The sequence below is a fragment of the Cupriavidus metallidurans CH34 genome, assembly GCF_000196015.1.
Taxonomy (GTDB): domain Bacteria; phylum Pseudomonadota; class Gammaproteobacteria; order Burkholderiales; family Burkholderiaceae; genus Cupriavidus; species Cupriavidus metallidurans.
Genome location: NC_007973.1, coordinates 2,173,056 through 2,199,650 on the forward strand (window position 1 = coordinate 2,173,056; position 26,595 = coordinate 2,199,650).

28 protein-coding genes and 1 tRNA gene are annotated in these 26,595 nt (G+C 62.9%); 19 read left to right on the top strand and 10 right to left on the bottom strand.

Annotated elements, in window-relative coordinates:
- Window positions 1-50 precede the first annotated feature (50 nt).
- The 13 genes from RMET_RS10030 to RMET_RS10090 all read left to right on the top strand — a co-directional run bounded on the left by RMET_RS10030 (window position 51) and on the right by RMET_RS10090 (window position 9,238).
- The gene (locus RMET_RS10030; protein WP_029310384.1) at window positions 51-371 is read left to right on the top strand and encodes a hypothetical protein; all 321 of its coding nucleotides are present in this window, start codon (window positions 51-53) and stop codon (window positions 369-371) included.
- A gap of 7 nt (window positions 372-378) precedes the next feature.
- Complete coding sequence (locus RMET_RS10035; protein ID WP_011516723.1) at window positions 379-681, top strand: hypothetical protein; 303 nt, start codon at window positions 379-381, stop codon at window positions 679-681.
- A 2-nt stretch (window positions 682-683) separates the two neighbouring features.
- A complete protein-coding gene (locus tag RMET_RS31745; protein WP_011516724.1) occupies window positions 684-1,550 on the top strand; it encodes a hypothetical protein in 867 nt (288 codons plus the stop codon).
- Between the two features lie 125 nt (window positions 1,551-1,675).
- Window positions 1,676-2,221 carry a transposase gene (locus RMET_RS32210; protein ID WP_124682078.1) on the top strand — a complete coding sequence of 182 codons (546 nt, stop codon included), beginning with the start codon at window positions 1,676-1,678 and terminating at the stop codon, window positions 2,219-2,221.
- A 111-nt stretch (window positions 2,222-2,332) separates the two neighbouring features.
- Window positions 2,333-3,772, top strand: a complete 1,440-nt coding sequence (locus RMET_RS10050; RefSeq protein WP_008651549.1) for an IS481 family transposase — start codon at window positions 2,333-2,335, stop codon at window positions 3,770-3,772.
- Window positions 3,769-4,602: an ExeA family protein gene (locus RMET_RS10055; RefSeq protein WP_008651548.1), complete on the top strand. Its 834-nt coding sequence runs from the start codon at window positions 3,769-3,771 to the stop codon at window positions 4,600-4,602. Before RMET_RS10050 ends, RMET_RS10055 begins: the two co-directional genes overlap by 4 nt.
- Window positions 4,603-4,655: 53 nt before the next feature.
- Window positions 4,656-4,871: a hypothetical protein gene (locus RMET_RS10060; RefSeq protein ID WP_011229369.1), complete on the top strand. Its 216-nt coding sequence runs from the start codon at window positions 4,656-4,658 to the stop codon at window positions 4,869-4,871.
- Between the two features lie 272 nt (window positions 4,872-5,143).
- A complete protein-coding gene (locus tag RMET_RS10065; RefSeq protein ID WP_011516725.1) occupies window positions 5,144-5,623 on the top strand; it encodes a hypothetical protein in 480 nt (159 codons plus the stop codon).
- Window positions 5,624-5,729: 106 nt separating this feature from the next.
- Complete coding sequence (locus RMET_RS10070; protein WP_011516726.1) at window positions 5,730-6,086, top strand: hypothetical protein; 357 nt, start codon at window positions 5,730-5,732, stop codon at window positions 6,084-6,086.
- Window positions 6,087-6,090: 4 nt separating this feature from the next.
- Window positions 6,091-6,369 (top strand): hypothetical protein, encoded by a 279-nt coding sequence (locus RMET_RS10075; protein WP_029310311.1) that lies wholly within the window; start codon window positions 6,091-6,093, stop codon window positions 6,367-6,369.
- A gap of 16 nt (window positions 6,370-6,385) precedes the next feature.
- Complete coding sequence (locus tag RMET_RS10080; protein WP_011516728.1) at window positions 6,386-6,682, top strand: hypothetical protein; 297 nt, start codon at window positions 6,386-6,388, stop codon at window positions 6,680-6,682.
- 377 nt (window positions 6,683-7,059) lie between these two features.
- Window positions 7,060-8,400, top strand: a complete 1,341-nt coding sequence (locus RMET_RS10085) for a phage major capsid protein (protein ID WP_035822924.1) — start codon at window positions 7,060-7,062, stop codon at window positions 8,398-8,400.
- 256 nt (window positions 8,401-8,656) lie between these two features.
- Window positions 8,657-9,238 (top strand): hypothetical protein, encoded by a 582-nt coding sequence (locus RMET_RS10090; protein WP_152560299.1) that lies wholly within the window; start codon window positions 8,657-8,659, stop codon window positions 9,236-9,238.
- Between the two features lie 65 nt (window positions 9,239-9,303).
- Here the strand turns inward: RMET_RS10090 and RMET_RS32215 are convergent, their stop codons facing one another.
- The 3 genes from RMET_RS32215 to RMET_RS10100 form a co-directional block, all read right to left on the bottom strand.
- Entirely contained in the window at window positions 9,304-10,188 is an 885-nt protein-coding gene (locus RMET_RS32215) for a DUF2971 domain-containing protein (protein ID WP_157139105.1), read from the bottom strand.
- A gap of 259 nt (window positions 10,189-10,447) precedes the next feature.
- On the bottom strand, window positions 10,448-10,756 hold the full coding sequence (locus RMET_RS34145) for a hypothetical protein (protein WP_011516732.1): 309 nt from the start codon (window positions 10,754-10,756) through the stop codon (window positions 10,448-10,450).
- 55 nt (window positions 10,757-10,811) lie between these two features.
- Window positions 10,812-11,216: a hypothetical protein gene (locus RMET_RS10100; protein ID WP_011516733.1), complete on the bottom strand. Its 405-nt coding sequence runs from the start codon at window positions 11,214-11,216 to the stop codon at window positions 10,812-10,814.
- Between the two features lie 140 nt (window positions 11,217-11,356).
- On the opposite strand from RMET_RS10100, the gene RMET_RS10105 reads away from it, so the two are divergent.
- A complete protein-coding gene (locus tag RMET_RS10105; protein WP_029310307.1) occupies window positions 11,357-11,701 on the top strand; it encodes a hypothetical protein in 345 nt (114 codons plus the stop codon).
- 155 nt (window positions 11,702-11,856) lie between these two features.
- On the opposite strand, the gene RMET_RS10110 is transcribed toward RMET_RS10105, so the two are convergent.
- The 3 genes from RMET_RS10110 to RMET_RS10120 all read right to left on the bottom strand — a co-directional run bounded on the left by RMET_RS10110 (window position 11,857) and on the right by RMET_RS10120 (window position 13,936).
- A tRNA-Met gene (locus RMET_RS10110) sits at window positions 11,857-11,932 on the bottom strand.
- A gap of 267 nt (window positions 11,933-12,199) precedes the next feature.
- Entirely contained in the window at window positions 12,200-12,760 is a 561-nt protein-coding gene (locus RMET_RS10115) for an NADPH-dependent FMN reductase (RefSeq protein ID WP_011516735.1), read from the bottom strand.
- Window positions 12,761-12,853: 93 nt separating this feature from the next.
- On the bottom strand, window positions 12,854-13,936 hold the full coding sequence (locus RMET_RS10120) for an enoyl-CoA hydratase/isomerase family protein (protein WP_029309788.1): 1,083 nt from the start codon (window positions 13,934-13,936) through the stop codon (window positions 12,854-12,856).
- 145 nt (window positions 13,937-14,081) lie between these two features.
- Between RMET_RS10120 and RMET_RS10125 the strand changes: the two genes are divergently transcribed.
- On the top strand, window positions 14,082-14,993 hold the full coding sequence (locus tag RMET_RS10125; protein WP_035820795.1) for a sterol desaturase family protein: 912 nt from the start codon (window positions 14,082-14,084) through the stop codon (window positions 14,991-14,993).
- 86 nt (window positions 14,994-15,079) lie between these two features.
- Here the strand turns inward: RMET_RS10125 and typA are convergent, their stop codons facing one another.
- Window positions 15,080-16,903, bottom strand: a complete 1,824-nt coding sequence (typA, locus tag RMET_RS10130; RefSeq protein WP_011516738.1) for a translational GTPase TypA — start codon at window positions 16,901-16,903, stop codon at window positions 15,080-15,082.
- Between the two features lie 195 nt (window positions 16,904-17,098).
- Between typA and RMET_RS10135 the strand changes: the two genes are divergently transcribed.
- The 4 genes from RMET_RS10135 (at window position 17,099) to RMET_RS10150 (ending at window position 22,111) form a co-directional block, all read left to right on the top strand.
- Complete coding sequence (locus RMET_RS10135; protein WP_035820798.1) at window positions 17,099-17,605, top strand: MarR family winged helix-turn-helix transcriptional regulator; 507 nt, start codon at window positions 17,099-17,101, stop codon at window positions 17,603-17,605.
- Window positions 17,606-17,675: 70 nt separating this feature from the next.
- Window positions 17,676-19,190, top strand: coding sequence for an AdeC/AdeK/OprM family multidrug efflux complex outer membrane factor (locus RMET_RS10140; RefSeq protein ID WP_035820801.1), 1,515 nt, complete (start codon window positions 17,676-17,678; stop codon window positions 19,188-19,190).
- 46 nt (window positions 19,191-19,236) lie between these two features.
- Window positions 19,237-20,478 carry an HlyD family secretion protein gene (locus tag RMET_RS10145; RefSeq protein ID WP_011516742.1) on the top strand — a complete coding sequence of 414 codons (1,242 nt, stop codon included), beginning with the start codon at window positions 19,237-19,239 and terminating at the stop codon, window positions 20,476-20,478.
- A gap of 19 nt (window positions 20,479-20,497) precedes the next feature.
- On the top strand, window positions 20,498-22,111 hold the full coding sequence (locus RMET_RS10150; protein ID WP_011516743.1) for a DHA2 family efflux MFS transporter permease subunit: 1,614 nt from the start codon (window positions 20,498-20,500) through the stop codon (window positions 22,109-22,111).
- A 74-nt stretch (window positions 22,112-22,185) separates the two neighbouring features.
- Here RMET_RS10150 and truB read toward each other — a convergent pair whose 3' ends face one another.
- The 3 genes from truB to infB all read right to left on the bottom strand — a co-directional run bounded on the left by truB (window position 22,186) and on the right by infB (window position 26,565).
- The gene (gene truB / locus RMET_RS10155; protein WP_011516744.1) at window positions 22,186-23,130 is read right to left on the bottom strand and encodes a tRNA pseudouridine(55) synthase TruB; all 945 of its coding nucleotides are present in this window, start codon (window positions 23,128-23,130) and stop codon (window positions 22,186-22,188) included.
- A 59-nt stretch (window positions 23,131-23,189) separates the two neighbouring features.
- Window positions 23,190-23,561: a 30S ribosome-binding factor RbfA gene (gene rbfA, locus RMET_RS10160; protein ID WP_011516745.1), complete on the bottom strand. Its 372-nt coding sequence runs from the start codon at window positions 23,559-23,561 to the stop codon at window positions 23,190-23,192.
- Between the two features lie 64 nt (window positions 23,562-23,625).
- Window positions 23,626-26,565 carry a translation initiation factor IF-2 gene (gene infB / locus RMET_RS10165; RefSeq protein WP_011516746.1) on the bottom strand — a complete coding sequence of 980 codons (2,940 nt, stop codon included), beginning with the start codon at window positions 26,563-26,565 and terminating at the stop codon, window positions 23,626-23,628.
- Between the last annotated feature and the right edge of the window lie 30 nt (window positions 26,566-26,595).

The window sequence follows — 26,595 nt, forward strand, 5'->3', positions numbered from 1 at the left end:
CCGCCGCTGACCCTGACAGCATCCGCGCAGCCGCCTATGAGCCGGGCGCGATGACCTTGGCGCAATTCTGCCGCCGCTATAATCTCGACCGCTCCACCGTATTCAAGCTGCGCCGCGATGGGCTGGGGCCGGACGAAATCCAGATTGGCCGGAAGATTCTCATTACCCACCGGGCCGCCGTGGAATGGGAACTGCAAATGACCCTCCGCAGTAATGAACTGCGGGGAGTGCAGCGCACCCATACCCCGGCCCCGCCGGCAGTCCACCGACCGCGCGAAGCCGCCGGCCTCCCGAAGAAAGCCGCCGAGCCAGCGAAACGCCCGGGCCGTCCGCCCAAGGTCAAGCCCGAAGCTGCCCTAGCCGCCGAGTGAGGCCGCCATGGTTGATGACCTGCTGGCCCGGCTCTACCGCGTGCGGGAGGCTGGCTACAGCCAATGGCTGGCCTGCTGTCCCGCCTGTCAGGAACCCGGCCGCACGCTGTTGATTCGCAGCAATAGCGACGGCTTCACCCTTATCCATTGCCGCAACGGCTGCCCGCCCGGCTTCGTGCTGCACGCCGCCGGAGTGCCATGGAGCGTGTTGTTTTCGGATGGGGCGCAGCGCCGCCACGCCTGGCCGCCCGAATGGTGGCGCGAGCCGCCACGCTACGAGCGCGAGCCGCGCCCGATGGTGGAGCAATGACCATGAGCAAGAGCAAGCCCACCGAAAAGAGAGAGGTCTACCCCGGAAAATTTGCCGCCGTGCCGGAGGCCATCCTCTATTCGTCTGCCGTGGTGTCGCTGTCGGACGGCGCCTTTCGTCTTTTGGTGTGTCTGCTGTCCCGGCACAACGGCGCGAACAACGGCCATTTGAGCGCCACGCAATCCGCCCTCCGGCCCCATGGCTGGGCCTCCAAGTCCAAGCTGGAAAGGGCACTGACCGAGCTAGTGGAGCACCGCCTTCTCGTACGCGCGCGCGAGGGCGGCCCGCACTGCGCGGCACTGTATGCGCTGTCATGGCTGCCCATCCTCAACTACAACGGCCTGCACCTTACCCCCGACACGTACCCGCGCGGAGCGTGGGCAGACTACCGCGCCACGGACAACGGCAAGGCAAGGCGGCGTGTCTCGCGCGCGAATGGGAAGCCACGCGACAGCGGAGGAATCGCCCCTGCTTACGGGGCAATGCGGGCGACTGACGGAACGCTACACGGCCAGCCAATCGCCCCAAAATCGGAAAAAATCGCCCCGTATCAAGGGGCACATTGCCCCGTATCGTGGGGCGAAATTGCCCCTCCGTACGGGGAGCAGGAAACAGAATCGCCCCTTGATACGGGGCAGTCAGAGGCAAATTCGCGTTTTAATCGCCCCTCCGTACGGGGACAGTTGCATAGTTGCCAGTGTCAGGTGGGATATGACGGGGAGGTTTTAGACCTGCTGCCGTGTCCGCGCTGTGGTGGTGCCCCGACCGTGCTGGAACTGGCAAGGGGCGACCTGCCCCCCCTCTGGCTGGTGTCCTGTCGTAATGCCCGCTGCGGCGTGCGCCCCGGCGACACTGCCGGCTGTGCATAAGCAGCTTTCGTGATGCCGAAAGCGTGGGGATTTGAGCAAGAACGGTGATGGACGCTGGAGGGGTTCCCTCAGGGAGCGTGCATGCACGCGCCTGAGGGAAGATGTCGCCTTTATTGTGTCGAGCAATGAAGGAGACCTCAGCAGTGTGCCATGCCTTGCTACAAACGCCAGCGTTTTTTGCCCTGTTGCGCCGGATCGACGAAGACTTGATGAAGGTGGCGCGAGACAGGGGCTGCTGCCATTGCGGCTCTGTGCTGCACAGTGCCAACTATCCGCGTAAGCCGCGCGGATGCCCACCGGCAGCACACCCGGACTGCAATACGCGCCTGAGCCTGTGCTGTGCCGGATGCCGCAAACGCATGACGCCCGATTCGGTGCGCTTTCTCGGCCGGCGTGTCTGGCTGGCCATTGTCCTGGTACTGCGATCGAGCCGTGCCACTGGCGCCTGCCTGGACGGCCTGCCGGCGATCAGTTGGGCCACGCTCAAGCGCTGGCGTCAGTGGTGGACCGAGACCTTCCCCAAGACCCCCGTCGGTCGGTGGCTGCGTGGCCTCATCCCGCCAACGCCCGAGCCGTTCATCTATCCCGACTGCCTGCTGCAATCGGTCGAGCACGACAGCGAAGACGAGCGTCTGGCCGCGGTGTTGCTTCTGCTGCTGGGCCCGGCCTGACCACGCTGGCTGAGGGATGCGCCAGATAGGGGAATCTCCCGCAGAACATGTCGATGGCGGGTCACCCGCACTGCCCGTAGCCTGCTCCCGTTATCCCCCCAACGGAGAGTCATGTCACTATCGATTGATCATCGCAACCGATGGGCGCGCTTGCGCTTCTCGGTCATTGGCCCTTTGCTGGCTTCGCCGCCTGCCAAAGGAGAATTGCAGCAAGCGTTCCAGGCACTGGCCGCCAAGGTCTGGCGGCACCCCATCACCGGCGCCGACGTTCAGTTCGGCGCGTCTTCCATCGAACGCTGGTATTACCGGGCCCGTCACGTCCAGGATCCGGTCGATCAACTCAAGAACCGACTGCGCGACGATTGCGGCCACTTCGTCAGTCTGAGCCCAGCCATCATCGAAGCGCTGGTCGAGCAGTACCGTCAGCACCCCGGCTGGACCATGCAGTTGCATTACGACAACCTGCGCGTCGCGACCAAGGATGGCCCGGACACGCTGCCGTCCTACACCACGGTGTGCCGGTATCTGAAGGCGCAGGGTCTGGTGCGCAAGCCAACCCCGCGCTCGAGCACGGATGGGGCCATCGCTGCTGCGGCTCGCCGCGAGGCACGCGAGGTGCGTAGCTACGAGGTCGACCACGTGGCCGCGCTCTGGCACCTGGACTTCCACCATGGTTCGCGCAAGGTGCTCACCCCCGATGGGCAGTGGCACAAGCCGCTGCTGCTCTGCATTATGGACGACCATTCGCGGCTGGTCTGCCACCTGCAGTGGTTCCTCGACGAGACCACTGCCTCGCTGGTGCACGGCGTCTCGCAGGCGATCATGAAGCGAGGGCTGCCGCGGGCCATCATGACCGATAACGGCGCAGCCATGATGGCCGACGAGTTCGTCGAGGGGCTGGCCAGTCTGGGCATCCTGCACCAGACTACCTTGCCCTACAGCCCATACCAGAATGCCAAGCAGGAACGCTTCTGGGGACAGCTCGAGTCCCGGCTGATGGCCATGCTCGAAGGTGAGTCGCACCTCACCCTGGAGCAATTGAACCTCGCCACGCAGGCCTGGGTCGAGCAGGAATACCACCACAAGGAACACGCCGAACTCGAGGCGACGCCTCTGCAGCGCTACCTGTCCTGTGCCGACGTCTCGCGCCCCAGTCCCGAGGCGCTGGCCTTGCGCCGGGCCTTCCGTATCCGCCAGCATCGCCGCCAGCGCAGAACCGACGGCACCTTCACGTTGGACGGCGTGCGCTTCGAGATCCCCGGCGCTTACCGCCACCTCGAGCAAGTCTGCCTGAGCTACGCGCGCTGGGATCTCTCCCAAGTCGACCTGATCGATGCGCGCATCGGCGCGATCCTGGCCGCCGTGTTCCCGCTGGACAAGTCTGCCAATGCCGACGCACGGCGCGCGCATCTCACGGCCAAGGGTGCCTCGCCTGCTAACGAGGAACCCGCGCAGGCTGGCACTGCGCCGCTGCTGCGTCAGTTGCTCGCCGAACACGCCGCCACCGGCCTGCCGCCGGCCTATCTCCCACCCGCACCCACCAAGCTATGAATCAACCCAACCTGCTGGCCTTGTACGGTCTGAAGTTCAACCCCTTCGCCCAGGACATCCCCGTCGAGGCCGTGTTCGTGCCACCCAAGCTCGATCACTTCTGCTGGCGCATTGAGAACGGTATGGCCCGCGAAGGCGGCTTCGCCATGGTGCATGGCGACCCCGGTTGCGGCAAGAGCGTCACGCTGCGCCTGCTCCATCAGCGCCTCATGCGCGTCCCCGATCTGATGGTCGGCTCGATCGCTCACCCACAGAGCAATCTGGCGGACTTCTATCGCGAGCTCAGCGACATCTTTACCGTACCGCTCAAGCCCCACAATCGCTGGGGCGGCTTCAAGGCGCTGCGCGAGCGCTGGCTCACCCACATGGAGGCCAGCCGCCGCCGCTGCGTGCTGCTCATCGATGAAGCCCAGGAGATGGCGGTGCCAGCCCTCTCGGAACTGCGCCTGCTCGCACAGGCACGCTTCGACTCGCAATTGCTGCTGTGCGTGGTGCTTGCCGGCGACGCTCGCCTGCCGGAGAAGTTCAGCCGCGAGGACCTGATCCCGCTGGGCAGCCGCATCCGCTGCCGTCTGGCGCTGGAGAGTGCGAGCATCGACGAGCTGCAGGCCTGCCTGGACCACTTGCTGGCCGCCGCCGGCAACGCCACCCTGATGACCATGCCATTGCGCCAGACCCTGTGTGAGCACGCCGCCGGCAATTACCGCATCCTGATGAACCTGGCGGGCGAGCTTCTGGCCCAGGCCGCGCAGCGGGAGCTACCGCAGATCGACGAGAAGCTCTATCTGGAAACCTACAGCGCAACCCTGAACCGCCGCGCCAGGCGGTGAGTGGCGCCGTTGGCCATCGCCGCCACGTCCATCAACACAACGACGACATCACCATGACCTTCCACCAGCCATCCGGCATCGCCCAGGGGCTGCCCCTGCTCATTGATGCCAACTGGACGCCCGCGCAGGCCTGGGCTGTGATCGAATTGCTCGACGATCTGCGCGACCGTCTGCATGCTCACTATCAATTGGCCTTGGCCCAGTGGCTGGCCGAAGATCGGCAGGAGCATCCTGATGGCCTTGGCGATCTCGCAGATAACGACTTCTGATCCAGTAACAAGGGGCCCGCCGGGCCCCTTGTTACATCAGTGCCGCTGCTCCGCATCCGGTCCACCGCGATAGATCGCCACGTCCATCAGCGTTGCCCGACGGCACGCAACATTGGTGATGGACGGTGCCGCAGCCGACCATCAATTACCGTGCTCGCGCATCCATCGAATCTCGTGCTCACGCACACCGGCTCGCCCTACCTTGCAAGCCGCCCTGAAGCCGTAGAGCGCTGGAACCGCTTTGCGGCTCGTCCGGCTGGCGGGAGCCTGCAATGACCGCGCGCCTGCCTCACGTCTTCCCCGGCACCCCCGCTATCACAACGCTGCTGCGGCAGGGTCATGCATGGATGGACCGCCTTGCCGCGCTTGAAGGCTGGTCCGCCGTCCTGCTGGCCGATTTGCATGACCGCCTGCGCCGGCAGCCCGCCGCGACCGTGGCCGACACCGTAGAGCATTTCCGCCATCGCCTGAACGACGCGGAGGAACGCGAGCGGGAGCGCTTGCGCGCCGTGCGTCCGTCCGTGGGCTGGTGTCCTGGCTGCCACGGTGAATGCGTGGGCACGCACAGAAGCTGTATGCCGGGCTATGGCGTTGCGCCACCCAGTCCCATCCCGGAAGTGCCGCAGCGCGTGGAGCCCCAGCCCATTGCAAGCCCGACTCGCCCTCGCTATCAGCGCAAGCCGCGCGGACTGGCGCGGCACCTCGGCCATGTCACCGCACCGGGGTGCAAGGAAAACATAGAGGAGCCATGACCATGAAAGTGCAAAACGCGGGAGGGCCACGACGCATGGCCGGGCTATCCCGCCTGAAGCCAAAACGCAGCGGCACGGCGCCGCGCAACACAACGGAGGTGCGGATATGGACGACGACACGTTAGGGGCGGGCCTGCATCTCGCGTGGCCCACAGCGGAGGGCTACCGGCATTTCATGGTGGCGGTGTTGGGCGCGGATGGAAAGGCCGCCGATTACGTGATGGTGGGCGCGTCACGCCCGGACCTGCCGGCGCTAGCGCAACGGTATCTATCGGGTGCGCGGGAATTTGACGATGCGACGCGCCGGGATATGGAGCGCTGGCTAGGACAGTCCATTGAATCGGCCATTGCGGCGGCGCTCGAAACCTGCATTCGCAATCTGTCCACGCTGACCGTGGGTGACATTAGCGCCAAGGCCAGTCGGCCCCGGGGCGACTCAAAGGGAGGTATGGGAAATGTTTGAACACATGAGCGCGGAGCAAACGGCGGAAGTAATTCACCAGTGCATTGACATGCGACTGAAGGGGCCATTTCAACAAGTGGCCGAGGCATTCAAGGCCCGGGACGCCAAGCGCACCGAGGATATGGCCGCGCTACGGCAGGAGCTAGCCGCACTGCGTGGCGAGGTGCGCGCACTGAAAGCCGAGCGGCGCCGGGCCGATGCGTTGGGCGCCGAGGCCGAGCGCTGCGAACTGGTCCGCCGCGAGGCGCAGGCCGCCGAGTCCCGGCTATCGCGCCGGCAATGACGAGGGAGGGCACACCATGGACATCAAATCCGACAGCGTAGCCCGCCGCATCGAGGCCGCCCGCGCGGCCCGGCTTGCGCAAACCGAAGTCAGTAGCCGTGCCCTGCTGGTGCGGTGCTGGGCCGGCGAGGCCTCGCCCCGGCAGGCCATCAAGGCATTCTGCGTCGCCTGTGTCGGCGGCACCCGCGCCGAGGTGACGCGCTGCACCTGCTATGCCTGCCCCCTCTACGAGTTCCGACCGTTCAAAACCGCGCGAGAGGACGGGATTTTGGAGCTAAAAGCGCCGGAAGCGGACCCGGGCATGGCTGAGTAGCCCCGAGCCGTGGAAACGCAATCCAGCGCCGCCCCTCGGCGCCTCAAGCCAAGGGGCGATAGCTTCACAAGTGGGGGGGCGGGTCGAGAAATCGACACCTGTCGCCCACCGCGTACGCGATATCCGCGCGTGGGTAAATCACAAAAATTGGCCCGGGTAAATTTTGGGCCACAAAAAATCCGGCGGAGGGCGGGATAGCCGGGTTGAGGGTGGGTCAGGCGGGGATGCCGGCGGGATGGGCCGCCGGTTCGCCCGCCGATGCTGGGAGTGTCACCGGTATTGCTGCGGCATTCCTTATATATGGAATCGGCATCGGATAGAACTAGAAAAATGACTTGGTAAATGCCGATTTATTTCTAAATGAATTGGAGAAAATCATGTCTGCATCTACGGAAATTTCCGCCTTGGAAGCCCAGCGGGGCGCGAAACTGGAAATCATGGAAGGCTTGCACCAGCGCGCCGCCGACGAGGGCCGGCCCTTTACTGCCGAAGAGGACGCCCGCTTTGAGTCCGGTGCGCGCGAGGTGGAGAGCATCGACCTGAGGCTGGCCCCGCTGCGCCGGAGCCAGGAATTGGCGGCGTATCATGCGGTGCCGGTGGTTCCGGGCTTTTCGCAGCCGCACGCCCGCGAGCCGGTGGGCCTCGCCCAGCCCGAGCGGGAGGACAAGCGCGGCTTGTCTTTTGCGCGCTATGCGATGGCGCTTGCCGCCGGCAAGGGCAATCTGTCCCAATCGTTGGAATTTGCCCGCCACGCCTACGGGCGAAGCAACCCGGAGCTAGTCTCCATCATCAAGGCGGCAGTCAGTGCCGGCACTACCACGGACCCGCAGTGGGCCGGCTCTTTGGTCTACTACCAGAACATGGCCGACGAATTTATCGACCTGCTACGGCCTGCCACCATCATTGGCAGGATGACCGGATTCCGCCGGGTGCCCTTTGCCGTCAGGATTCCGCGCCAAACGGCGGGGGCCTCTGTTGGGTGGGTGGGTGAAGGGGCGGCCAAGCCGGTTAGCAAACTGGCCTTTGACGCCATCAGCATACCGTTTAGCAAAATCGCGGGCATCGTCGCAATCACCGAAGAGCTAGCAAGGTATTCCGCCCCGAGCGCCGAGGCCTTGGTGCGCGATGACCTCGTGGCGACCATTAGCCAGTTTATGGACGTGCAGTTTATCGACCCGTCCATCGCGGCAAATCCGGCGGCCGATAGCCCGGCCTCCATTACCCACGGCGCGCAAACCATCCCGAGTAGCGGCGCGACCGTTGACAATGTGGCGGACGATTTGAGCACGATGCTGTCCGCCGTGGTCGTCAATGGGTTCCCGCTGCGCGGCCTCGCCTGGGTGATGAACAGCCGCACGAAAATCAGCCTGTCAAATTTGCGCAATGCCATGGGCGTATATGCCTATCCCACGCTGGCGGCAAACGGGACATTGCTGGGCTATCCGGTGATTGACTCCGCCTCGGTGCCCATCACCGCCGGCACCCCGCCCACCACGTTTATTGCGCTGGTGGTGCCCGGGGAAATCCTGCTAGCCGACGATGGGGGCGTGACGCTGGATAGCTCGCGCGAGGCCGCGCTCGCCATGAGTGACGATGGCACCGGCGCCCTCGTCAGCCTGTGGCAAAACAACCTCGTTGGCATCCGGGCGGAGCGCTTCTGCCATTGGCTGCGCCGCCGCGAAGGCTGCGTGGTGGTGCTGACAGGCGTGGAATATTAAGGGGTGTACGGGTGCGCGGCCCTATCCGCGCGGCGGGCTAGCCGGTGACTCCCGCTCTCTTGAATAAGGCCGGCAGCCGTGGCCCCGTTCTCCGCTATCTCTTGCGGGGTGACACGGTAGCCCGGCCTCTCGCAATGAGGGGCTGGGCGCCTGGCCCATTTTGCGCAAGCTGGCGGCGGCTAGGTCGTCTGTCTATGGTCACTTGCAAGTGCTACGATACGTCCCATCAGACGCGGTGTCGAACTCTTGCCCGGCCATGACCAAGCTCCGATATTTTGCATGTGCAATCACTGTCCTACTTGCCGCTACTTCGTCCAATGCTCAACAAGCAAAGCCCCGAAGCGGTCAAGGTGCTGCACGATGGGCACAAGAGCCTTCGTCGTTCCTTGGAATCAAACTGGGCGAGCCAATGGCAATTAAGAGTTGCCGAGAGACCACGGACCTATGTTTAGACGACGGGAGCACAAATCGGTATGCGGTATTCAGTAATCTGCCCGACTTGGGTTTTCGCTATACGCTAACTTCTTTGATTGAGGAAGGCAAGCCCATTAGCATTGAACTCAAGACCGACCACGCTAATTATTCTGCGCTGCTCAGTATGCTAAAACAGCGCTTCGGCTTGCCACAGAAGGCTAAAACTGAGGCAATTCAAACGCGAATGGGTATGAAGACGTCGTCAACGGATTCTATTTGGCACGGCCAGAAAGTATCCATGCTCTTAAACGAGCGGCATGAGACAATTGACAACACTAGGGTTGTTGTAATGGACCGAAAGCTGGCAGATGAGCTTTCTTCTCGTCAAGAAACTGAAATGAAGTCCAAGGCCAATGCGTTTTGATGCCATTTTGACTGGGTCAAGTAACAGGCAACGCCCCGACCTCTCGCAATGAGGGGGCGGGCGTTTTACTGTCTGCGTCGGTTACGCACTCGCCCTTGCTCTATGTGGAAAGGTCGGATGGACAACGCGAACTTATGCTCATCGAGCACGGCCTCAAAAAAATCGACGTTCAACCCTTGCGCCCTGACAAAATCGACAATCCTTGTTCTCTCGTTCGGTGGCATGTTGCAGCCAAACGTTATAGAGGCTATGACAGATGGACTTAAAGTTGCCGGCCCATGTCCTGCCGGCCTTCCAATGAACCGCATCAGGTCAGCATCATCCTCAATCCCGCGCATTAAAGACTTCGGGTCAATTCCGGTGTTAAGACTTAAAATCCGATACTCGTCCTCGTATTCCCAGAATTTAGCCTTCTTGTGATAAACATCGTAAAATTCTTTTGAATTCGTTGAGAGATGATTGTAGTGCGGTCTGATATCGGAATATTCTATTTTGTGCGCAATTCTAAATATACCGACACCTGTTTTAAAGCCAATTGATAATCCTGTATGTTTTTCCGCGTAGTGTGACCACATCAACGGGTGACTGTTGTTGGCGGAGACGCAATAAACGCCGACTTCTCGAATTCTGCGGTGGGCGGAATTTTGATAATTTTCCCGCCATACGGAACTAGATTGACTTCTAACAATTCCAACCTGTTCCCGTCGCACCTTCCGGCTATGGCCTTGCCTCGCGCCGGCTCGAAACAATCTCTTATTTACCCTCTTATCCTGATTGCTTGGAATATCCAAGCGTGGCAAACAATCAAAAGGGTCATTGAAATCGAGTGGCGACGATAGATAGATTTGACCGAGTCGGATGAGGTTCTGAAACCAAGTCCAACGCTCACCATTGATGGACATGAACTTGTAAAGCACTGGCGGTGGCGTCGTGTCTTCGATATCGGGCATGTCGAATTGGCTAGGGGCGGGCGAGCAATTCTGCCACACGGCGCTTGCCATGTCCTGCGGCACCTACCGCCGCCACATGGCCACGGCGCAGAAGCGCGAGCACATCGCGGCCCAATTAAAAGAAATCCCGGAGAAATCGGACCGGCAAGTAGCCAAGGCGCTAGGGGTGTCGCATCACACGGTTTCCGAAGAGCGGGCGGCCTTGGGGGCTGGTGGGCAAATTGCCCACCAGCCCACGCGCACGGGCACCAAATCCCGGTTAGTAGGCGATATCGTCCGGGTCCTTGAATTGGTGCAAGTAATAAGTATGGGTTTTGGTCTTGCCGTCAGCTTGCGGCCAATTAATTTGTACAGTCTGGCCGATGATGCTGTAACAGCCCTCACGGGGAGGGGTGGAACCACCCCATTGCTTGGCTATCTTGTCACCCAAGCCGGATTTGCAGGGCAGCTTGTAAAGGTCGATGTGGCTACCACCCCATGTGGGTGCGGAGGCAAAATAATCGCCATCGGAGGCGTAGGCAGTCGCTACAGCCGTTGCCAACAACAAGGCGAGAAAGGAGTGTGTCATTCAAGCATTCTCCGCTAGGAATGTCGCCAATTTGTGCCCTGATACCACAGATAAATTATGGATGGGTTGCCCTGACCGGTTCTGTCCGGTAGCGCCGACCATCCCAAAGGGCAAGGCGGCTAACGGTGGGCGGCTCTACATATTTCGTCGGTGCGTTTGGACTAGTTCGGTATCCGAAATAGACGTGCACCGGTAGATTTTTGGCGCGTGCCTCGTCCAGGCCACCATAGAACATCGCCGCCTCTTTCCGTTTGTCCCATGCGCTCCACCGTGGGTCCAGCCTGTCGGCCTCCACAGCACCATTCTTGTTCAGTAGCTCGTCGGTTTGCACGAGCATCAATAGTACATTCTCGCCAGTGTCGGGCGCCTTGCCAATGGCACCGGCAAACTGCCGTGCAAGGGCGTTGGAAATGTGGATGTCGTATAGGCGCAAGAGTTCTTGGCAACGAATGGAGGACATGGCCTGAGATGAAAAAACTAGGTGGTGGGAACGCTAGCACAGGCGCCGTGCGCTCCCGTCACATCGTCGGACCCGGCATTCTGTCTGTCGCCGGGCTGGCTATTCTTGACGGCATCCGCAGTCCACGCCGAGGGGGAGCCATGCCCGACGCCGCCGCAGGAGCCTTTGCCCATGTCACCGCCGACCTGTCGGGCGAGGACATGAAGCTGTCGCGCCGCAAGCCGAAAAGCGACGCCCTGCCGGGCAAGGTGCTGGCGGTGCTTGCCCAGGCGCCGGCTCCGCTGTCCGCTGGGCGGGTGGCAAAGGCGCTGGCCGGTGTGAGCCGCCCCACGGTCACGGAAACGCTCCGGGCAATGGCCGAGGCCGGCGCCGTGCTGACCGGACGTACCGAGGGCGGACAGACACGCTACGCCGCGCCAACATCCGACCCCGCGCAAGGCGATGACACACTGCGCGCGGGTGCCCTGCGGCCCGGTGGCTGGTAGGAAGGGGAGTTTGCGCGGGAGACGGGCAACAAAAAACCCGCCGTAGCGGGTTGCTTGTCTGCCGGATTTCCGCCGACTTTGCCCAAATAGTGCCCAAATTCGATAGCAACGATTTGCTAATTTTTGGGCAATTGGCTGCAAAGCCTTGCTGGTATTGGTTGCGGGGGCAGGACTTGAACCTGCGACCTTCGGGTTATGAGCCCGACGAGCTGCCAACTGCTCCACCCCGCGGGGCGAACTATACGCGGATCTGCAGTGCATTGATACAGGAAAATGCAAAAAAGCCCGCGCGGCGTGAACCGTACGGGCTTTGGGCGTGACTCCGCAATCTGGGAAATTAGGATCGCTGGCACCATCTGCCACGTCCGCGGAGGCTGCATGACACCCGAGCAGGCCTCTCCCCGACGACTCGATGGAGAGCCCACACATCAGCGCAGCTGCCAACAAGAACGGCGCCCAAAGGCGCCGTCACGATACTCGGACTGCTATCCGCTGCAATCAGCGCGGTGCGTTCCTTTCTACCCAGGCCGCGAAAGTCGTCAGGTACTTGTTCAGGAAGCCACGCGTGGATTCGTTGGCGATATTGCCATGATCGTCAAAGAGCTTGTCCACGCCACTGATATAGGCCTCGGGCTGCTGCAGCACCGGGACATTCAGGAACACCAGCGACTGGCGTAGATGGTGGTTGGCGCCGAAACCGCCGATATTGCCCGGCGATGCGCTGATCACGCCGCCCGGCTTGCCATCCCAGGCGCTCTGACCATAGGGGCGCGAGCCAACGTCGATCGCGTTCTTGAGCGCAGCTGGCACCGAGCGGTTGTACTCGGGTGTCACAAACAACACGGCGTCAGCACGACGGACACGGTCGCGGAACACCACCCATTCCGCCGGCGGATTGGCATCGTCGTCCTGGTTGTACAACGACAGCTGCCGGATCTCGACAATCTCGAGCTTCAGCTGCGGCGGCGCGAGCGCCGCGAGGGCCTTGGCCAGTTTCAGGTTGAAGGAGTCCTTGCGCAGGCTTCCCACCAATACGGCAACATCGCGAGGATTGCTCATAACGGTTCCTTTCACTGCTTGAACGAGTTCGAACGAAGAGAAGCCTGGTCCGCGACAACGCTGCGGGCCAGTCCAGCCGACACTCTACTCGACTTACGCGCCCAGCGTAGCCAAGGGATGGTCATCCTTGCGCCATGGACTATCGAAGAACGCACGCACGCGTGCCCCACTCACCTCGTCCAGGCGTGGCGGATTCCACTTCGGCTGGTGGTCCTTGTCGATCACCAGCGCGCGAATTCCCTCGATGCCGTCGCCGTGACGGAACACGTCATGCATCATGTCGAGCTCCATCCGCAGCTCATCTTCGAGCGACATCGTGCGAGCACGGCGGATCTGTTCGAGCGTGACGCAGAGCATCAGCGGTGAGCGGCTACGCAGCGTGGCGGCGGTTTGCGCGGCCCAATCGCCTTCGGCGTCGCTGACAGCTGCCAGGATCGCCTGTGCGGAGGCGCCTGCGAACAAGGTATCGATCAGGGCAGCATTCGAAGCCAGCTGGCTGGTGGATGGTACGCAGGCGTCGGCGTGCTGGCGCGTGAACGACGCAATCTGCTCGAGTACCGCTTCGCCACTGGTGAACTGCCGCGCCTGCAGCGATGCAACCATCTCGGCGATCGCGTTCGTTGGCAGATAGGCATCGGCCAGCTTCGCGTAAATAGCATCGGCCGCGCCGATCACCGCGCCGGTAAGGCCCAGGTACTCGCCGATATGACCTTGCGTGCGTGCCAGGAACCATCCACCGCCAACATCGGGGAACAGACCGATATTGGTCTCCGGCATCGCCATTTTCGTCCGCTCGGTGACGATGCGCAGCCGCGCGCCCTGCGAGATCCCCATACCACCGCCCATGACCACGCCATCCATCAGCGCGATGTAAGGCTTGGCATAGCGATGAATCAGATGGTTGAGCGCGTATTCCTCAACGAAGAACTGATCCAGCAGCGGATCGTTCGCCTGGTGCGCCTGGTAGAACCAGCGGATATCGCCGCCGGCGCAGAATGCCTTGCCGCCCGCGCCAGCCACTACCATCGCGTGGACTGCGGGATCGTTCTCCCAGCTTTGCAGCGCACCGGTGATCGCGCGAATCATCTCGAGCGACAGCGCGTTGAGGGCCTGCGGCCGGGTCAGTGTCAGATACGCCACGCCGCCCTGCACCTGGGTCGATACAAACTCCGTCATTTCTGTCTCCATCATTGCAGGCAGCGATTCTACGACAGACCCGCCAAAGCGCCTGCCACGGCACAACACGGGAAACCCCGATGCGCGTATGCGTATGGAGGAATCCCTCCATGCGAAACTGCGAAAAATATGCACACTGTCGCCCATGACACCGCAAACCCCTGCCCCCGAGGCGTTCGATCCCGGCCTGATTCTCCTGGCCTTTGCGCCGGTCTTCGTGCTGACGATAGGTTGGGAAGCCTGGTACTGGTGGAAGCGCGATCGCTCGGTCTATAGCTGGCGCGACACGCTCTCGAATGCCACGCTCGCACTGATGCATCAGGCATCCGATGCGCTGTTTCTCTGGCTGATGGTTCGCACGGTCTACACGTGGTGCTACGCCCACGGGCTTCGTGCGGTGCCGGAGACCTGGTGGTCGTTCGCGCTGCTATTGATCTTGCAGGACTTCCTCTACTACTGGTTCCATCGTGCCAGCCACCAGGTGCGCTGGATGTGGGCTTCGCACGTGGCGCATCACTCGTCGGAGGGCATGAACTTCTCGACGGCTTTCCGGCAGAGCCTGACCTACCCGATCTCCGGCATGTGGATTTTCTGGATCCCTCTGGCACTCGTCGGCTTCACGCCTGACTGGGTGATCCTTGCAGTGGGACTGAACCTGGCGTTTCAGTTTTTCGTGCACACGCGACTGGGGCGACGCTGGCCGCTGGTTGAGAGACTCGTCAACACGCCATCGGTCCATCGCGTCCACCATGCGAAGAATCCTCAATACATCGACCGCAACTACGCCGGGGTTCTGACGATCTGGGACCGGATGTTCGGCACCTTCGTGCCCGAAGAGGAAGCGCCGCAGTACGGCATTACGCGGCAGGTCTGCACCTACAACCCGCTGACGCTGACATTCCACGAATGGCGCGACATGTTTGCCGATGCCTGGCGCGAGCGTGACCCACGATACCTGTGGAAGCCGCCCGAGTGGCGCAGCCCTCGATCCGCATTGATGCCCAGCGCGGGCCAAACGCCCGCTGCCGAGCACGGACAGCGCTCCGACGCGATCTGATACGAACCTGCGCACTTGGAGACGGCAAGCGCCCATAAAAAAACCGCGCCACACCGGGCGCGGTTTTTTCTTCAAGCGGATGCCTGTCAGGCCACCGATTCGCGCGAGGCGCGCTTGCGCTCGTGCTCCTTCAGGTGGCGCTTGCGCAGACGGATGCTCTTCGGCGTGATCTCCACCAGTTCGTCGTCGGCGATGAATTCCACCGCGTACTCGAGCGACATCTGGATCGGCGGTACCAGTCGTACGGCTTCGTCGGTACCCGAAGCACGGACGTTGGTCAGCTGCTTGCCCTTGATCGGGTTCACGACGAGGTCGTTGTCACGGCTGTGGATGCCGATGATCATGCCTTCGTACAGCGCATCGCCCGGCTTCACGAACATGCGGCCGCGATCCTGCAGCTTCCATAGTGCGTAGGCCACGGCGTCGCCATCGTCCTGCGAGATCAGCACGCCATTGTGGCGTTCACCCAGGCCGCCTTCGCGCACCGGCGCGTAGTCGTCGAAGATGTGGCTGATCAGGCCGGTACCACGCGTCAGCGTCAGGAATTCACCCTGGAAGCCGATCAGGCCACGCGCCGGAATGCGGTATTCCAGGCGGGTGCGGCCCTTGCCGTCCGATGCCATATCGAGCAGTTCACCCTTGCGGCGGCCCAGCTCTTCCATCACCGAACCCTGGTGGCCGTCTTCCACGTCCACGGTCAGCAGTTCGTACGGCTCGTTCTTGACGCCGTCGATTTCCTTGAACACCACGCGCGGGCGCGACACGGCCAGCTCGTAGCCTTCACGGCGCATGTTTTCCAGCAGGATGGTCAGGTGCAGTTCGCCACGACCCGAGACTTCGAAGATCGTATCGTCGCCAGTTTCGGCCACGCGCAGCGCCACGTTCGACTTCAGCTCGCGGTCCAGACGCTCGCGCAGCTGGCGGCTGGTCACGAACTTGCCTTCGCGGCCGGCCAGCGGCGACGTGTTGACGCAGAAGTTCATCGTCAGCGTCGGCTCGTCCACCTTCAGCATCGGCAGCGCGTCCAGAGCCTCGGGGGCGCACACGGTGCAGCCAATGCCCAGTTCCTCGATACCGTTGATCAGCACGATGTCGCCGGCTTCCGCCTCGGCCACAATCTCGCGCTCCAGGCCGCTGAACTTCAGCACCTGGTTGATACGGCCCTTGATCGGGTTACCTTCCGGACCGAACTTGACCACCACGTCCTGCAGCGGCTTGGCGCGGCCACGCGAGATACGGCCGACGCCGATCTTGCCGACGTAGCTCGAGTAGTCCAGCGAGATGATTTGCATCTGCAGCGGACCATTCGGGTCATCGTTACGCACCGGCACCTTGTCCAGCACGGTTTCGAACAGCGGCTTCATGTCGCCGTCGCGCACGTCTTCGGTCAGGCCGGCATAGCCGTTCAGGCCCGAGGCGTACACCACGGTGAAGTCCAGCTGCTCGTCGTTGGCGCCGAGCTTGTCGAACAGGTCGAAGGTCTGGTTGATCACCCAGTCAGGACGGGCGCCCGGACGGTCAACCTTGTTGATCACGACGATCGGCTTCAGGCCCAGGGCCAGTGCCTTGCGCGTCACGAAACGCGTCTGCGGCATCGGGCCTTCCACGGCATCCACCAGCAGCAGCACGCCGTCGACCATCGACAGCACGCGCTCCACTTCACCGCCGAAGTCGGCGTGGCCCGGGGTGTCCACGATATTGATGTGCGTGCCGTTGTACTCGACGGCACAGTTCTTCGCGAGGATGGTGATCCCGCGTTCCTTTTCCAGGTCGTTCGAGTCCATCACCCGTTCGGCGATTTGCTGGTTCTCGCGGAAGGTGCCTGCCTGGCGCAGGAGTTGGTCGACCAGGGTGGTCTTGCCATGATCAACGTGAGCGATGATGGCGATATTACGGATGGCGCGGGTCATTGCGGCGTCCCCTGAAGGCGGAGCGATCGAAAAAATTAACCCAACATTCTAGCATGTTGCAGCGCGGAACGACGTGCTTTTGCTCAGAATAGATCAAGGGACACCATTGCGTTTCCTGCAATGGCAAATTTCTATTGTTGCCGTATCATCAGCACATGCTTATATTTGCCCAGGCAAAGATTGCAGCGACAAGAGATGACGTCAAACACACCCGGCGACCTGTTCGATCCGGATCACTACGAAATCGGCAAAAGTGTCGGCTATCTGCTCGCCCGCGCCAAGAGCGCGCTCTCCCAGGGCGTTGAGCAGGAAGTCAGCAGCCTGGACATGACGCACGCCCAGGCCAGTTGCCTGATGATGCTGGCCAAGGGCGAGGCCACAACGGTGACCGACCTGGCCCGCAATCTCAATACAGATGCCGGCTCGGTGACCCGCCTCCTGAGCCGCATGGAAAAGCGCGGCCTGATCGAACGCACGCGGCGCGACGATGATCGCCGCGTGGTAGATCTGTCGCTGACAGCCGAAGGCGAAGCCATGGTCGAAAAACTGCCCGTGGTGTTTTGCAATGTGATGCGCCGACACTTCGTGGGGTTCAGCCAGGAAGAAATCGAGACCCTGCGCGACATGTTGCTAAGGCTGATCGCCAACAACGGTGGCATTGGGTCGGCGGCCAGTTGTCCGCTCGACAGGAACACAGGATAGCGCTGAACAAGTATTCGAATAGAGGATGAGCGCCCTTCCCGTTGAAGCAAGATCTGGTCACAGTCACACAATGAATCTCTCCCCTTCCTCCACCCTCGGCCGCAATGGCGTTGCGGCCCGCACCGGCAGCCTGGCCTTGACGGTCCTGGCTGCCGCTGTCATTTCCGGCTGTGCCGCGTTGGGCAATTCGCACAGCACGCAGACGTTGGCCGAACCCGGCACGATGGCCTCGCCGCAGACGTTCACCGCTGATCACGGCCAATGGCCGTCACAGGACTGGGTCGACCAGTTCCATGATCCGCAACTGCGCGCACTGGCCGACGAAGCCGTCAAGGACAACCCGAACCTGCAGGTCGCGCTGGCACGCCTGGAGGCCTCGCGCGCAATGGCCGATGCCACGCGCGCGGCGCTGTACCCGAGCGTCGATTTCGAAGGCAGCATCATTCGCCAGCGCTTCTCGGCCACCGACCTCTTCACCGGCACGCCCCTCGCCGGCTCCTGGCAGAACCAGTCCCGCCTGCAGTTCGGGCTGTCTTGGGATCTCGACTTCTGGGGCAAGAATCGCGACGCGCTCGAAGCCGCCCTGTCGGATGACCGCTCAATGGAGGCTGAGAGCCAGGCCGCACGCCTGATGCTCACCACGTCGATCGCACGCAGCTACAACCGACTGGCCGCGCTCTTCGCGCAGCGAGACGTTGCCGAACGTGCCATCGCCCAGCGCCGGGACCTTACCGATCTGTCCCGTCAGCGGCTGGCCGCCGGCCTCGACACCCAAGTGGAAACCACACAGGCCCGCGCCACAGTTGCATCGGCGCAAACGGAACTGCAGGCCATCGACGAGGAAATCGCCCTGGCGCGCAACCAGATCGCCGCGCTGCTCGGCAAGGGCCCGGACCGCGGCCTGCAGATCACGCGCCCGACGCTGCTGGCCAACCCGACGCCACAATTGCCGGACGACCTGACGATCGGCCTGATCGGCCGCCGCCCCGACCTTGTTGCCGCCCGCTGGCGCGTGGAGGCCACGTCCAAGGACATCAGCGTCGCCAAGAAGGAATTCCTGCCTGACGTGACACTGACGGCGTTCGCCGGCCTGGCGTCGCTGGACCCCGCCAACCTGTTGATGAGTGTCAGCCGCACGTTCGGCTTCGGCCCGACGCTGCGCCTGCCGATCTTCGAAGGTGGCCGCCTGCGCGCCAACCTCAAGGGCAAGTACGCGCAGTACGACATCGCCGTGGCCAGCTATAACCAGACGCTGGTCGACGCGTTGCGCGAGGCCGCCGATACGGTGATCAGCATCCGCAGCGTTGATCAGCAGATCAAGACGCAGCGCGAAGCACTCGAACTGGCCGAGCACGCGTACTCGCTGGCCACCACGCGCTACAAGGCCGGCCTCGGCACGCAGTTGACCGTGTTGAACGCGGAGAGCACCGTGCTGCAGCAACGCCGTCAGGCGACAGATCTGCAGGCGCGCCGCCTGGATCTGCAGATGGGCCTGATCAAGGCTCTCGGCGGCGGCTATCACGAGGAAGCCGACGAAAAAGCCGGCGCCGTAGAACAGAACACGGAAAAGGGCACCCGGGGCTGATACGCCGGGCAATGCAAGACACGACGAAAATACGTACGAGATCGATATGAGCAACAACCAGCAATCGGCCAGCCAGAAACCCGCTCCAACCGGTGACAGCAAGCGCAAGCGCCTGCTCACGACGCTCACTGCCGCGATCGTGGTGGCCGGCGTCGGCTATGGCCTGTACTGGGGCCTCTACGCCCGGCACTTCGAAAGCACCGATGATGCCTATGTGGCCGGCAACGTGGTCCAGGTGACCCCGCTGGTGGGCGGCACTGTGGTGTCGATCGCCGCCGACGACACGCAACTCGTCACCGCTGGCCAGCCGCTGATCCAGCTCGACCGCGCCGACACCCAGGTAGCCATGGAACAGGCCGAAGCCCAACTCGCGCAAGCCGTGCGTGAAGTGCGCACGCTCTATGTGAACAACGCTTCGCTGGCTGCGAACGTGGCATTGCGCGATGCCGATGTGGCCAAGGCACGCGATGACCTGCGCCGCCGCCAGGCGATTGCCGGCTCGGGCGCGGTCTCGAGCGAGGAAATCTCGCACGCCCAGACCGCACTGAAAGCAGCCGAGTCGGCGCTGCTTGCCTCGAAGGAGCAACTCGCGTCGAATCAGGTATTGACCGACCAGACCACCGTGGAAAAGCACCCGAACGTGCAGCGCGCCGCCGCCAATCTGCGTTCGGCCTACCTGTCGTTCGCCCGCTCCACACTGCCGGCGCCGGTCACCGGCTACGTGGCCAAGCGCTCGGTACAGGTTGGCCAGCGCGTGGCCGCCGGCACACCGCTGATGGCCGTGGTACCGCTCGATCAGGTCTGGGTTGATGCCAACTTCAAGGAAGTGCAGATCACCCATATGCGCATCGGCCAGCCGGTGGAACTGGAAGCTGACGTCTATGGCTCGAAGGTGAAGTACCAGGGCCATGTCGAGGGCTTCTCGGCCGGTACCGGGGCGGCGTTCTCGCTCCTGCCCGCGCAGAACGCCACCGGCAACTGGATCAAGGTGGTGCAGCGCCTGCCGGTGCGTATCGCGCTGGACGCCCAACAACTCAAGGAGCATCCGCTGCGTGTCGGCCTGTCGATGAACGTTACCGTTGACGTGCGCAAGGAAGAAGGCGCCGCGATGGTCACCGCCACCAACGCCCGGCCTCTGCAGACGGACGTCTATGACAAGGTGGCGCAGGACGCCGACGAACTGATCGCCCGCATCATCTCCGTCAATAACGGCGGCCGCACGCCGGCACCGGCGGCGCCGGGCGGCGCCAGCGCGGCGCGCGCAGCCGCCAAGCCTGCCAACACCTGATTCGCGGCCTGAGAAGTCCATGGCAGATTCCATCACCACAGTGCCGGATTCCGGCGCGGCTCCGGCCCCAAAGCCGAAGCCAGCGCCAGCCCGGCATGCCGCGCCCCCTCCGCTGACGGGCGGCAAGCTCGTCATTGGCACCATCGCCCTGTCGCTGGCTACGTTCATGAACGTGCTCGACTCGTCGATCGCCAACGTGTCGATCCCGGCCATCTCGGGCGACCTCGGCGTGTCGCCGAACCAGGGCACCTGGGTCATCACGTCGTTCGCCGTCGCCAACGCTATTTCAGTGCCGCTGACGGGCTGGCTGACCACGCGTTTCGGTGCCGTGCGATTGTTCGTGCTGTCGATCTTGCTGTTCGTGCTCTCGTCCTGGCTGTGCGGCGTGGCGCCGAACCTGGAGACGCTGCTGGCCGCGCGCGTGCTGCAAGGCGCCGTAGCCGGGCCGATGATCCCACTGTCGCAGTCGCTGCTGCTGGCCAGCTATCCGGTTGCCAAGAGTTCGATGGCGCTGGCGCTATGGGGCATGACCACACTCGTAGCGCCGATCATGGGCCCCCTGCTTGGCGGCTGGATCTCCGACAACATGACATGGCCGTGGATCTTCTATATCAACGTGCCGATCGGCATCATGACCGCGTATGCCACATGGGCAATCTATCGTGATCGCGAAACACCCACGAAGATCCTGCCAATCGACCGCATCGGCCTGGCTCTCCTCGTGATCTGGGTGGGGTCGATGCAGCTCATGCTCGACAAGGGCAAGGAACTCGACTGGTTCCATTCCTCGATCATCGTGACGCTGACGGTGGTGGCGGTAGTCGGATTCCTGTTCTTCCTGATCTGGGAGAACTATGAGAAGCACCCGATCGTCGACATTCACCTGTTCAAGGGACGCAACTTCGCCGCAGGCGTGGTGGCAATCTCCGTGGCGTACGGGCTGTTCTTCGGCAACCTGGTGATTCTGCCGCTGTGGCTGCAGACCATCATCGGCTACACCGCGACGGACGCCGGTCTGGTGATGGCGCCAGTGGGGATCTTCGCGATCATCCTGTCGCCAATCATCGGTCGCATCCTGCCGAAGGTCGACTCTCGCTGGGTGGCAACCGCTGCGTTTATTACGTTTGGCGTGGTCAGTTTCATGCGTGCTGGCTTTACCACAACCGTTGATACGCGCGCGCTGATCATCCCTACGCTGATACAGGGCGCCGCAATGGCAATGTTCTTCATCCCGCTGACGTCAATCATCCTGTCCGGCCAGCCGGCCGAGAAGATCCCGGCGGCTTCCGGTTTGTCGAACTTTGTACGGATCACGTTCGGCGCGATCGGCGCTTCGATCTCGACGACGATCTGGGAGAACCGCTCGGCGCTGCACCATGCCCAGTTGGTCGAACAGATCAATCCGTATAACCCGACGTACCAGGCACAGCTCGACCACCTGATGTCGATGGGGATGAACCGGATGCAGGCGATCGGCCTGATGGAGCGAAATATCTCGCAGCAGGCATCTATGCTCGGCGCCAACGACATCTTCTGGATTTCCGGCGTGCTGTTCTTCGTGCTGATCGGCTTCGTCTGGCTGACCAAGCGCGCCAAGGGCGGCGGCGGCGCGGAAGCAGCCGGAGCGCACTGACGTCGAACATCGAACAAAAAAGGCATCGGGTTTATCCGATGCCTTTTTTACTTGGGCGTTGCTTGTGCCGCGTCCTAGAGTTTGACTAGCCGCTCGGGCCGCAAGGCCCCTTCCTTCATCCGCGCGACGCCTAGCAGACGCCCTTCGTCGCCATAGACACGTGCCAGCGTGCCCTCATCCGGCGGCACCTGCCCTTCCGGCAGATCGCGGCGTGCGATGCGCTGGCCTTGCAGAAAGCGCCCCATCGCGGCGGCATCGAGATGCACCGGCGGGCACCGTTGCAGCAGCGCGTCAACAGGCGCGAGCATTCCCGGCCGTGCTTCGTCAGCCTGTGCGTCAATCTGCTCGAGCGTGACCGCGCCTTCCAGCGTCAGGTCACCGACGGCGGTTCGGCGCAGCCCAATCAGGTGCGCGCCGCAACCCAGCGCCTCGCCGACATCTTCGGCCAGCGTGCGAATGTACGTGCCCTTGCTGCATGTGACACGCATCGTGAACATCGCCGCAGGCAAATCAACGTCCAGCAGCGTGATGGCGTGAATCGTTACCTGCCGCGCCGCGCGCTCGACGGTCTGCCCGGCCCGGGCATACTCGTAAAGCGGCTTGCCGTCCTTCTTGAGTGCCGAGTACATCGGCGGTACCTGTTCGATCTCTCCGGTAAAGCGCGCAACCGCAGCATCAAGCGCGTCGTGATCGCATGTCACCAGTCGCTCGACGACGATCTCGCCCTCGGCATCGCCTGTGGTCGTCGTCGCGCCAAGCCGGACTTTCGCCTCGTAGGTCTTGTCCGCGTCAAGCAGATCCTGAGAGAACTTGGTGGCCTCGCCAAAACACAGCGGCAGCAGTCCAGTCGCCAGCGGATCCAGCGTGCCCGTGTGGCCGGCCTTGTTCGCGCGCAGCAGTCGCTTGGCGCGTACCAGCGCGTCGTTGGACGACAGACCCAGAGGCTTGTCGAGCAGCAGCACACCGTGCACGTCGCGGCGTGGCAGCCGGGGCGGTCGGGTCGCGGAGGAATCGGTCATTGCAGGAGAGGAAAAACGTGGTGCCGGCATCCACCGGCACCACTTGGGCACCCGTGGACTTACTCGTCGTCCTTGGCGCGCGTAGCGTTCGCTTCGTTGATCAGCTTCGACATCTCGATCGCGTGCTCCACCGACGTATCGTGATGGAAATGCAGCGTCGGCACGGTATGGATATGCAGTCGCTTGAACAGCAACGAATGGAGGTAGCCGGCCTTTTCCTTGAGGATGGCGGCAGCCGTCTCGGGTTCGGCGCCGAGCACCGTGAAGTAGACCTTGGCATGCGCATAGTCGGGCGTCAGCGACACCGACTGCAGCGTTACCAGGCCCAGGCGCGGATCGCGGATCTCGCGCTGGATCATCTCCGCCAGCTCCTTCTGGATCTGATCGGAGAGGCGCAGGTTACGGGAGGTGATATTGCCTTTCTTGGCCATTCAAAACTGAGCGTGAGCAGAAGTGAAAACGGCAGGCCGGAGCCTGCCGTCTTTGCGTATCGCCTTACAGCGTACGCGCCACCTCTGTGATTTCGTACACCTCGAGCTGGTCGCCTTCCTGAACGTCGTTGAAGTTCTTGATCGACAAACCGCACTCGAAGCCTTGCTTGACTTCCTTGACGTCGTCCTTGAAACGCTTGAGCGAGTCGAGTTCGCCATCGTGGATAACCACGTTGTTGCGCAGCACGCGCACCATCGAGTTCCGCTTGATGAGACCGTCGGTGACCATACAGCCAGCCACCGCGCCCACCTTCGGCACGCGGAAGACCTGACGGACTTCCACCTGACCGATCGTGGTCTCGCGCTTCTCCGGTGCCAACATGCCCGACATGGCCGCCTTGATCTCGTCTACCGCATCGTAAATGATGTTGTAGTAGCGGATGTCGATGCCGTTGTGCTCGGCCAGCTTGCGCGCGCCTGCGTCGGCACGCACGTTGAAGCCGATGATGACCGCCTTCGATGCCGTCGCCAGGTTGACGTCCGACTCCGAGATGCCACCCACGCCACCGTGCACGATCTGCACGCGCACTTCGCTCGTCGACAGCTTCTGCAGCGACTGCACCAGCGCTTCCTGCGAACCCTGCACGTCGGCCTTCACGATCAACGGCAGCGTCTGCACTTCGCCTTCGGCCATCTGCTCGAGCATCGTTTCCAGCTTGGCGGCCTGCTGCTTCGCAAGCTTCACGTCGCGGAACTTGCCCTGACGGAACAGCGCGATTTCGCGCGCCTTGCGTTCGTCCGGCAGCACCAGCACTTCCTCACCGGCGGCGGGCACTTCCGACAGACCCTGGATTTCCACCGGGATCGACGGGCCAGCTTCCTTGGAGGGCTTGCCGTTTTCGTCCAGCATCGCACGCACACGGCCGTAGGCGCTACCAGCCAGCACCACATCGCCACGCTTGAGCGTGCCGCTGCTGACCAGGATCGTCGCGATCGGGCCCTTGCCCTTGTCGAGCTGGGCTTCCACCACCAGGCCCTTGGCCGGGGCGTCCACCGGTGCGCGCAGCTCCAGCACTTCGGCCTGCAGCAGCACGTTTTCGAGCAGATCGTCGATGCCCTGGCCGGTCTTGGCCGAAACAGGCACGAACGGCGATTCGCCACCGTACTCTTCGGGCACGACCTGCTCGGCCACCAGTTCCTGCTTGACGCGGTCCGGGTTGGCTTCGGGCTTGTCGACCTTGGTGATCGCCACCACGATCGGCACACCGGCAGCCTTGGCGTGCGCAATCGCTTCCTTGGTCTGCGGCATCACGCCGTCATCGGCGGCCACTACCAGAATCACGATGTCGGTAGCCTTGGCACCGCGGGCACGCATGGCCGTAAAGGCCTCGTGACCCGGAGTATCCAGGAACGTGATCACGCCGCGATCGGTTTCCACATGGTAGGCACCGATGTGCTGCGTAATACCGCCCGCTTCGCCCGCTGCAACCTTCGTGCGACGGATGTAGTCGAGCAGCGAGGTCTTGCCGTGGTCGACGTGGCCCATCACCGTCACCACCGGCGGACGCGGCAGCATCTCGGCATCGCCGTGATCCTCGCCATCCACCACCAGCAACGCTTCAGGATCGTCCAGCTTGGCGGCGAACGCCTTGTGGCCCATTTCTTCCACCACGATCATGGCGGTTTCCTGGTCCAGCACCTGGTTGATCGTCACCATCTGGCCGAGCTTCATCATCTGCTTGATGACCTCGGATGCCTTCACGGCCATCTTGTGCGCCAGATCGGCCACCGAGACGGTTTCCGGCACGTGCACTTCACGCACCACCGGCTCGGTCGGCGCCTGGAAGTTGCTGCGTGCGTCGTCGGCATTGTGCTTGCCGCCACGGCCACGCGGGCCGCTGCGCCAGCCACCGACACCGCCGGACGAATCGCCGCGCGTCTTCAGGCCACCGCCCTTCTTGCCGCGGCTGCCTTCATCCTGCCAGGTTCCGGTCTTGCCACCCTTGGCGCCCTTCTTGTCGCCAGCGGCAGCCGTGGTAGTCGTGGCAGCCGGTGCGGCCTTCTTGTCGTCCTTCTTCGCTTCGGTCGTGGCGCCAGCCGGCTTCACCGGCTTGTGCAGCGTGCCCGTCTGCTCGGCCTTCTTTTCCTCGGCCTTGCGCTCCGACGGCGCCTTCAGCACACGTGGCGGCGCATTCAGCATCTGCTGAATCGCGCGCGCTTCCGCTTCGGCGGCTTCGCGACGGCGACGGGCGGCAGCATCCTGCTCCGCACGCGCCTTGTCGGCTGCAGCCTTCGCGCTGTCCTGCTCGGCGCGCGCCTTGTCGACGGCAGCCTTGGCGTCGTCGGCATTTTTCTGCGCTTGCGCGCGTTCCGTGGCCAGACGTGCCTTGTCTTCTTCTGCCTTCTCGCGCGCGGTTTCCTCGGCGGCGTCGGCTGCGGCCTGTGCGGCGGCAGCTTCTTCAGCAGCCTTCTGGGCCAGCAGTTCGGCCTGGCGGCGCTGTTCGGCCTCCAGGGCTTCCTGCTTGGCGCGGCGTTCGGCTTCCTCGCGCTCGGCGGCCTCGCGGGCTGCCTGAGCCTCGGCTTCCTGACGTGCCAGGGCCTCGGCCTGCTCGCGGCGCTGTTCCTCATCGCGACGCACTTCCTCGGCAGCGGCCTCGGCCGATTCCTGGGAGTCGGCGCCGTCGCCGTGAGATTCCACGTCGTCACGCTTGATCAGGACGCGCTTCTTGCGCACCTCCACCTGCACCGTGCGGGTCTTGCCGGTGGAGTCGGATTGGCGGATCTCGGAAGTCTCACGCTTGGTCAGCGTGATCTTCTTGCGCGCGCTGTCGTCGGACTGACCATGCGACCGCTTCAGGTAATCCAGCAGCCTGGTCTTGTCCGATTCGGTGATGACGTCGTCTGGCGTTGCTTTGCCCACCCCAGCTGCCTGCAATTGTTCCAGCAGTGCAGCAGGGCTGCGGCTCAGTTCTGCGGCCAGTTGGGCAACTGTTGTGCTTGCCATTCAAACCCTTTCAATGCTCGGTTTCTACGT

Excerpts from the sequence above, each read along its gene's own strand:
- RMET_RS10030 (WP_029310384.1), top strand. The coding sequence starts at position 51 with ATGACCTTGGCGCAATTCTGCCGCCGCTATAATCTCGACCGCTCCACC.
- RMET_RS10035 (WP_011516723.1), top strand. The coding sequence starts at position 379 with ATGGTTGATGACCTGCTGGCCCGGCTCTACCGCGTGCGGGAGGCTGGC.
- RMET_RS31745 (WP_011516724.1), top strand. The coding sequence starts at position 684 with ATGAGCAAGAGCAAGCCCACCGAAAAGAGAGAGGTCTACCCCGGAAAA.
- RMET_RS32210 (WP_124682078.1), top strand. The coding sequence starts at position 1,676 with ATGAAGGAGACCTCAGCAGTGTGCCATGCCTTGCTACAAACGCCAGCG.
- RMET_RS10050 (WP_008651549.1), top strand. The coding sequence starts at position 2,333 with ATGTCACTATCGATTGATCATCGCAACCGATGGGCGCGCTTGCGCTTC.
- RMET_RS10055 (WP_008651548.1), top strand. The coding sequence starts at position 3,769 with ATGAATCAACCCAACCTGCTGGCCTTGTACGGTCTGAAGTTCAACCCC.
- RMET_RS10060 (WP_011229369.1), top strand. The coding sequence starts at position 4,656 with ATGACCTTCCACCAGCCATCCGGCATCGCCCAGGGGCTGCCCCTGCTC.
- RMET_RS10065 (WP_011516725.1), top strand. The coding sequence starts at position 5,144 with ATGACCGCGCGCCTGCCTCACGTCTTCCCCGGCACCCCCGCTATCACA.
- RMET_RS10070 (WP_011516726.1), top strand. The coding sequence starts at position 5,730 with ATGGACGACGACACGTTAGGGGCGGGCCTGCATCTCGCGTGGCCCACA.
- RMET_RS10075 (WP_029310311.1), top strand. The coding sequence starts at position 6,091 with ATGAGCGCGGAGCAAACGGCGGAAGTAATTCACCAGTGCATTGACATG.
- RMET_RS10080 (WP_011516728.1), top strand. The coding sequence starts at position 6,386 with ATGGACATCAAATCCGACAGCGTAGCCCGCCGCATCGAGGCCGCCCGC.
- RMET_RS10085 (WP_035822924.1), top strand. The coding sequence starts at position 7,060 with ATGTCTGCATCTACGGAAATTTCCGCCTTGGAAGCCCAGCGGGGCGCG.
- RMET_RS10090 (WP_152560299.1), top strand. The coding sequence starts at position 8,657 with ATGACCAAGCTCCGATATTTTGCATGTGCAATCACTGTCCTACTTGCC.
- RMET_RS32215 (WP_157139105.1), bottom strand. The coding sequence starts at position 10,188 with ATGCCCGATATCGAAGACACGACGCCACCGCCAGTGCTTTACAAGTTC.
- RMET_RS34145 (WP_011516732.1), bottom strand. The coding sequence starts at position 10,756 with ATGACACACTCCTTTCTCGCCTTGTTGTTGGCAACGGCTGTAGCGACT.
- RMET_RS10100 (WP_011516733.1), bottom strand. The coding sequence starts at position 11,216 with ATGTCCTCCATTCGTTGCCAAGAACTCTTGCGCCTATACGACATCCAC.
- RMET_RS10105 (WP_029310307.1), top strand. The coding sequence starts at position 11,357 with ATGCCCGACGCCGCCGCAGGAGCCTTTGCCCATGTCACCGCCGACCTG.
- RMET_RS10115 (WP_011516735.1), bottom strand. The coding sequence starts at position 12,760 with ATGAGCAATCCTCGCGATGTTGCCGTATTGGTGGGAAGCCTGCGCAAG.
- RMET_RS10120 (WP_029309788.1), bottom strand. The coding sequence starts at position 13,936 with ATGACGGAGTTTGTATCGACCCAGGTGCAGGGCGGCGTGGCGTATCTG.
- RMET_RS10125 (WP_035820795.1), top strand. The coding sequence starts at position 14,082 with ATGACACCGCAAACCCCTGCCCCCGAGGCGTTCGATCCCGGCCTGATT.
- typA (WP_011516738.1), bottom strand. The coding sequence starts at position 16,903 with ATGACCCGCGCCATCCGTAATATCGCCATCATCGCTCACGTTGATCAT.
- RMET_RS10135 (WP_035820798.1), top strand. The coding sequence starts at position 17,099 with ATGACGTCAAACACACCCGGCGACCTGTTCGATCCGGATCACTACGAA.
- RMET_RS10140 (WP_035820801.1), top strand. The coding sequence starts at position 17,676 with ATGAATCTCTCCCCTTCCTCCACCCTCGGCCGCAATGGCGTTGCGGCC.
- RMET_RS10145 (WP_011516742.1), top strand. The coding sequence starts at position 19,237 with ATGAGCAACAACCAGCAATCGGCCAGCCAGAAACCCGCTCCAACCGGT.
- RMET_RS10150 (WP_011516743.1), top strand. The coding sequence starts at position 20,498 with ATGGCAGATTCCATCACCACAGTGCCGGATTCCGGCGCGGCTCCGGCC.
- truB (WP_011516744.1), bottom strand. The coding sequence starts at position 23,130 with ATGACCGATTCCTCCGCGACCCGACCGCCCCGGCTGCCACGCCGCGAC.
- rbfA (WP_011516745.1), bottom strand. The coding sequence starts at position 23,561 with ATGGCCAAGAAAGGCAATATCACCTCCCGTAACCTGCGCCTCTCCGAT.
- infB (WP_011516746.1), bottom strand. The coding sequence starts at position 26,565 with ATGGCAAGCACAACAGTTGCCCAACTGGCCGCAGAACTGAGCCGCAGC.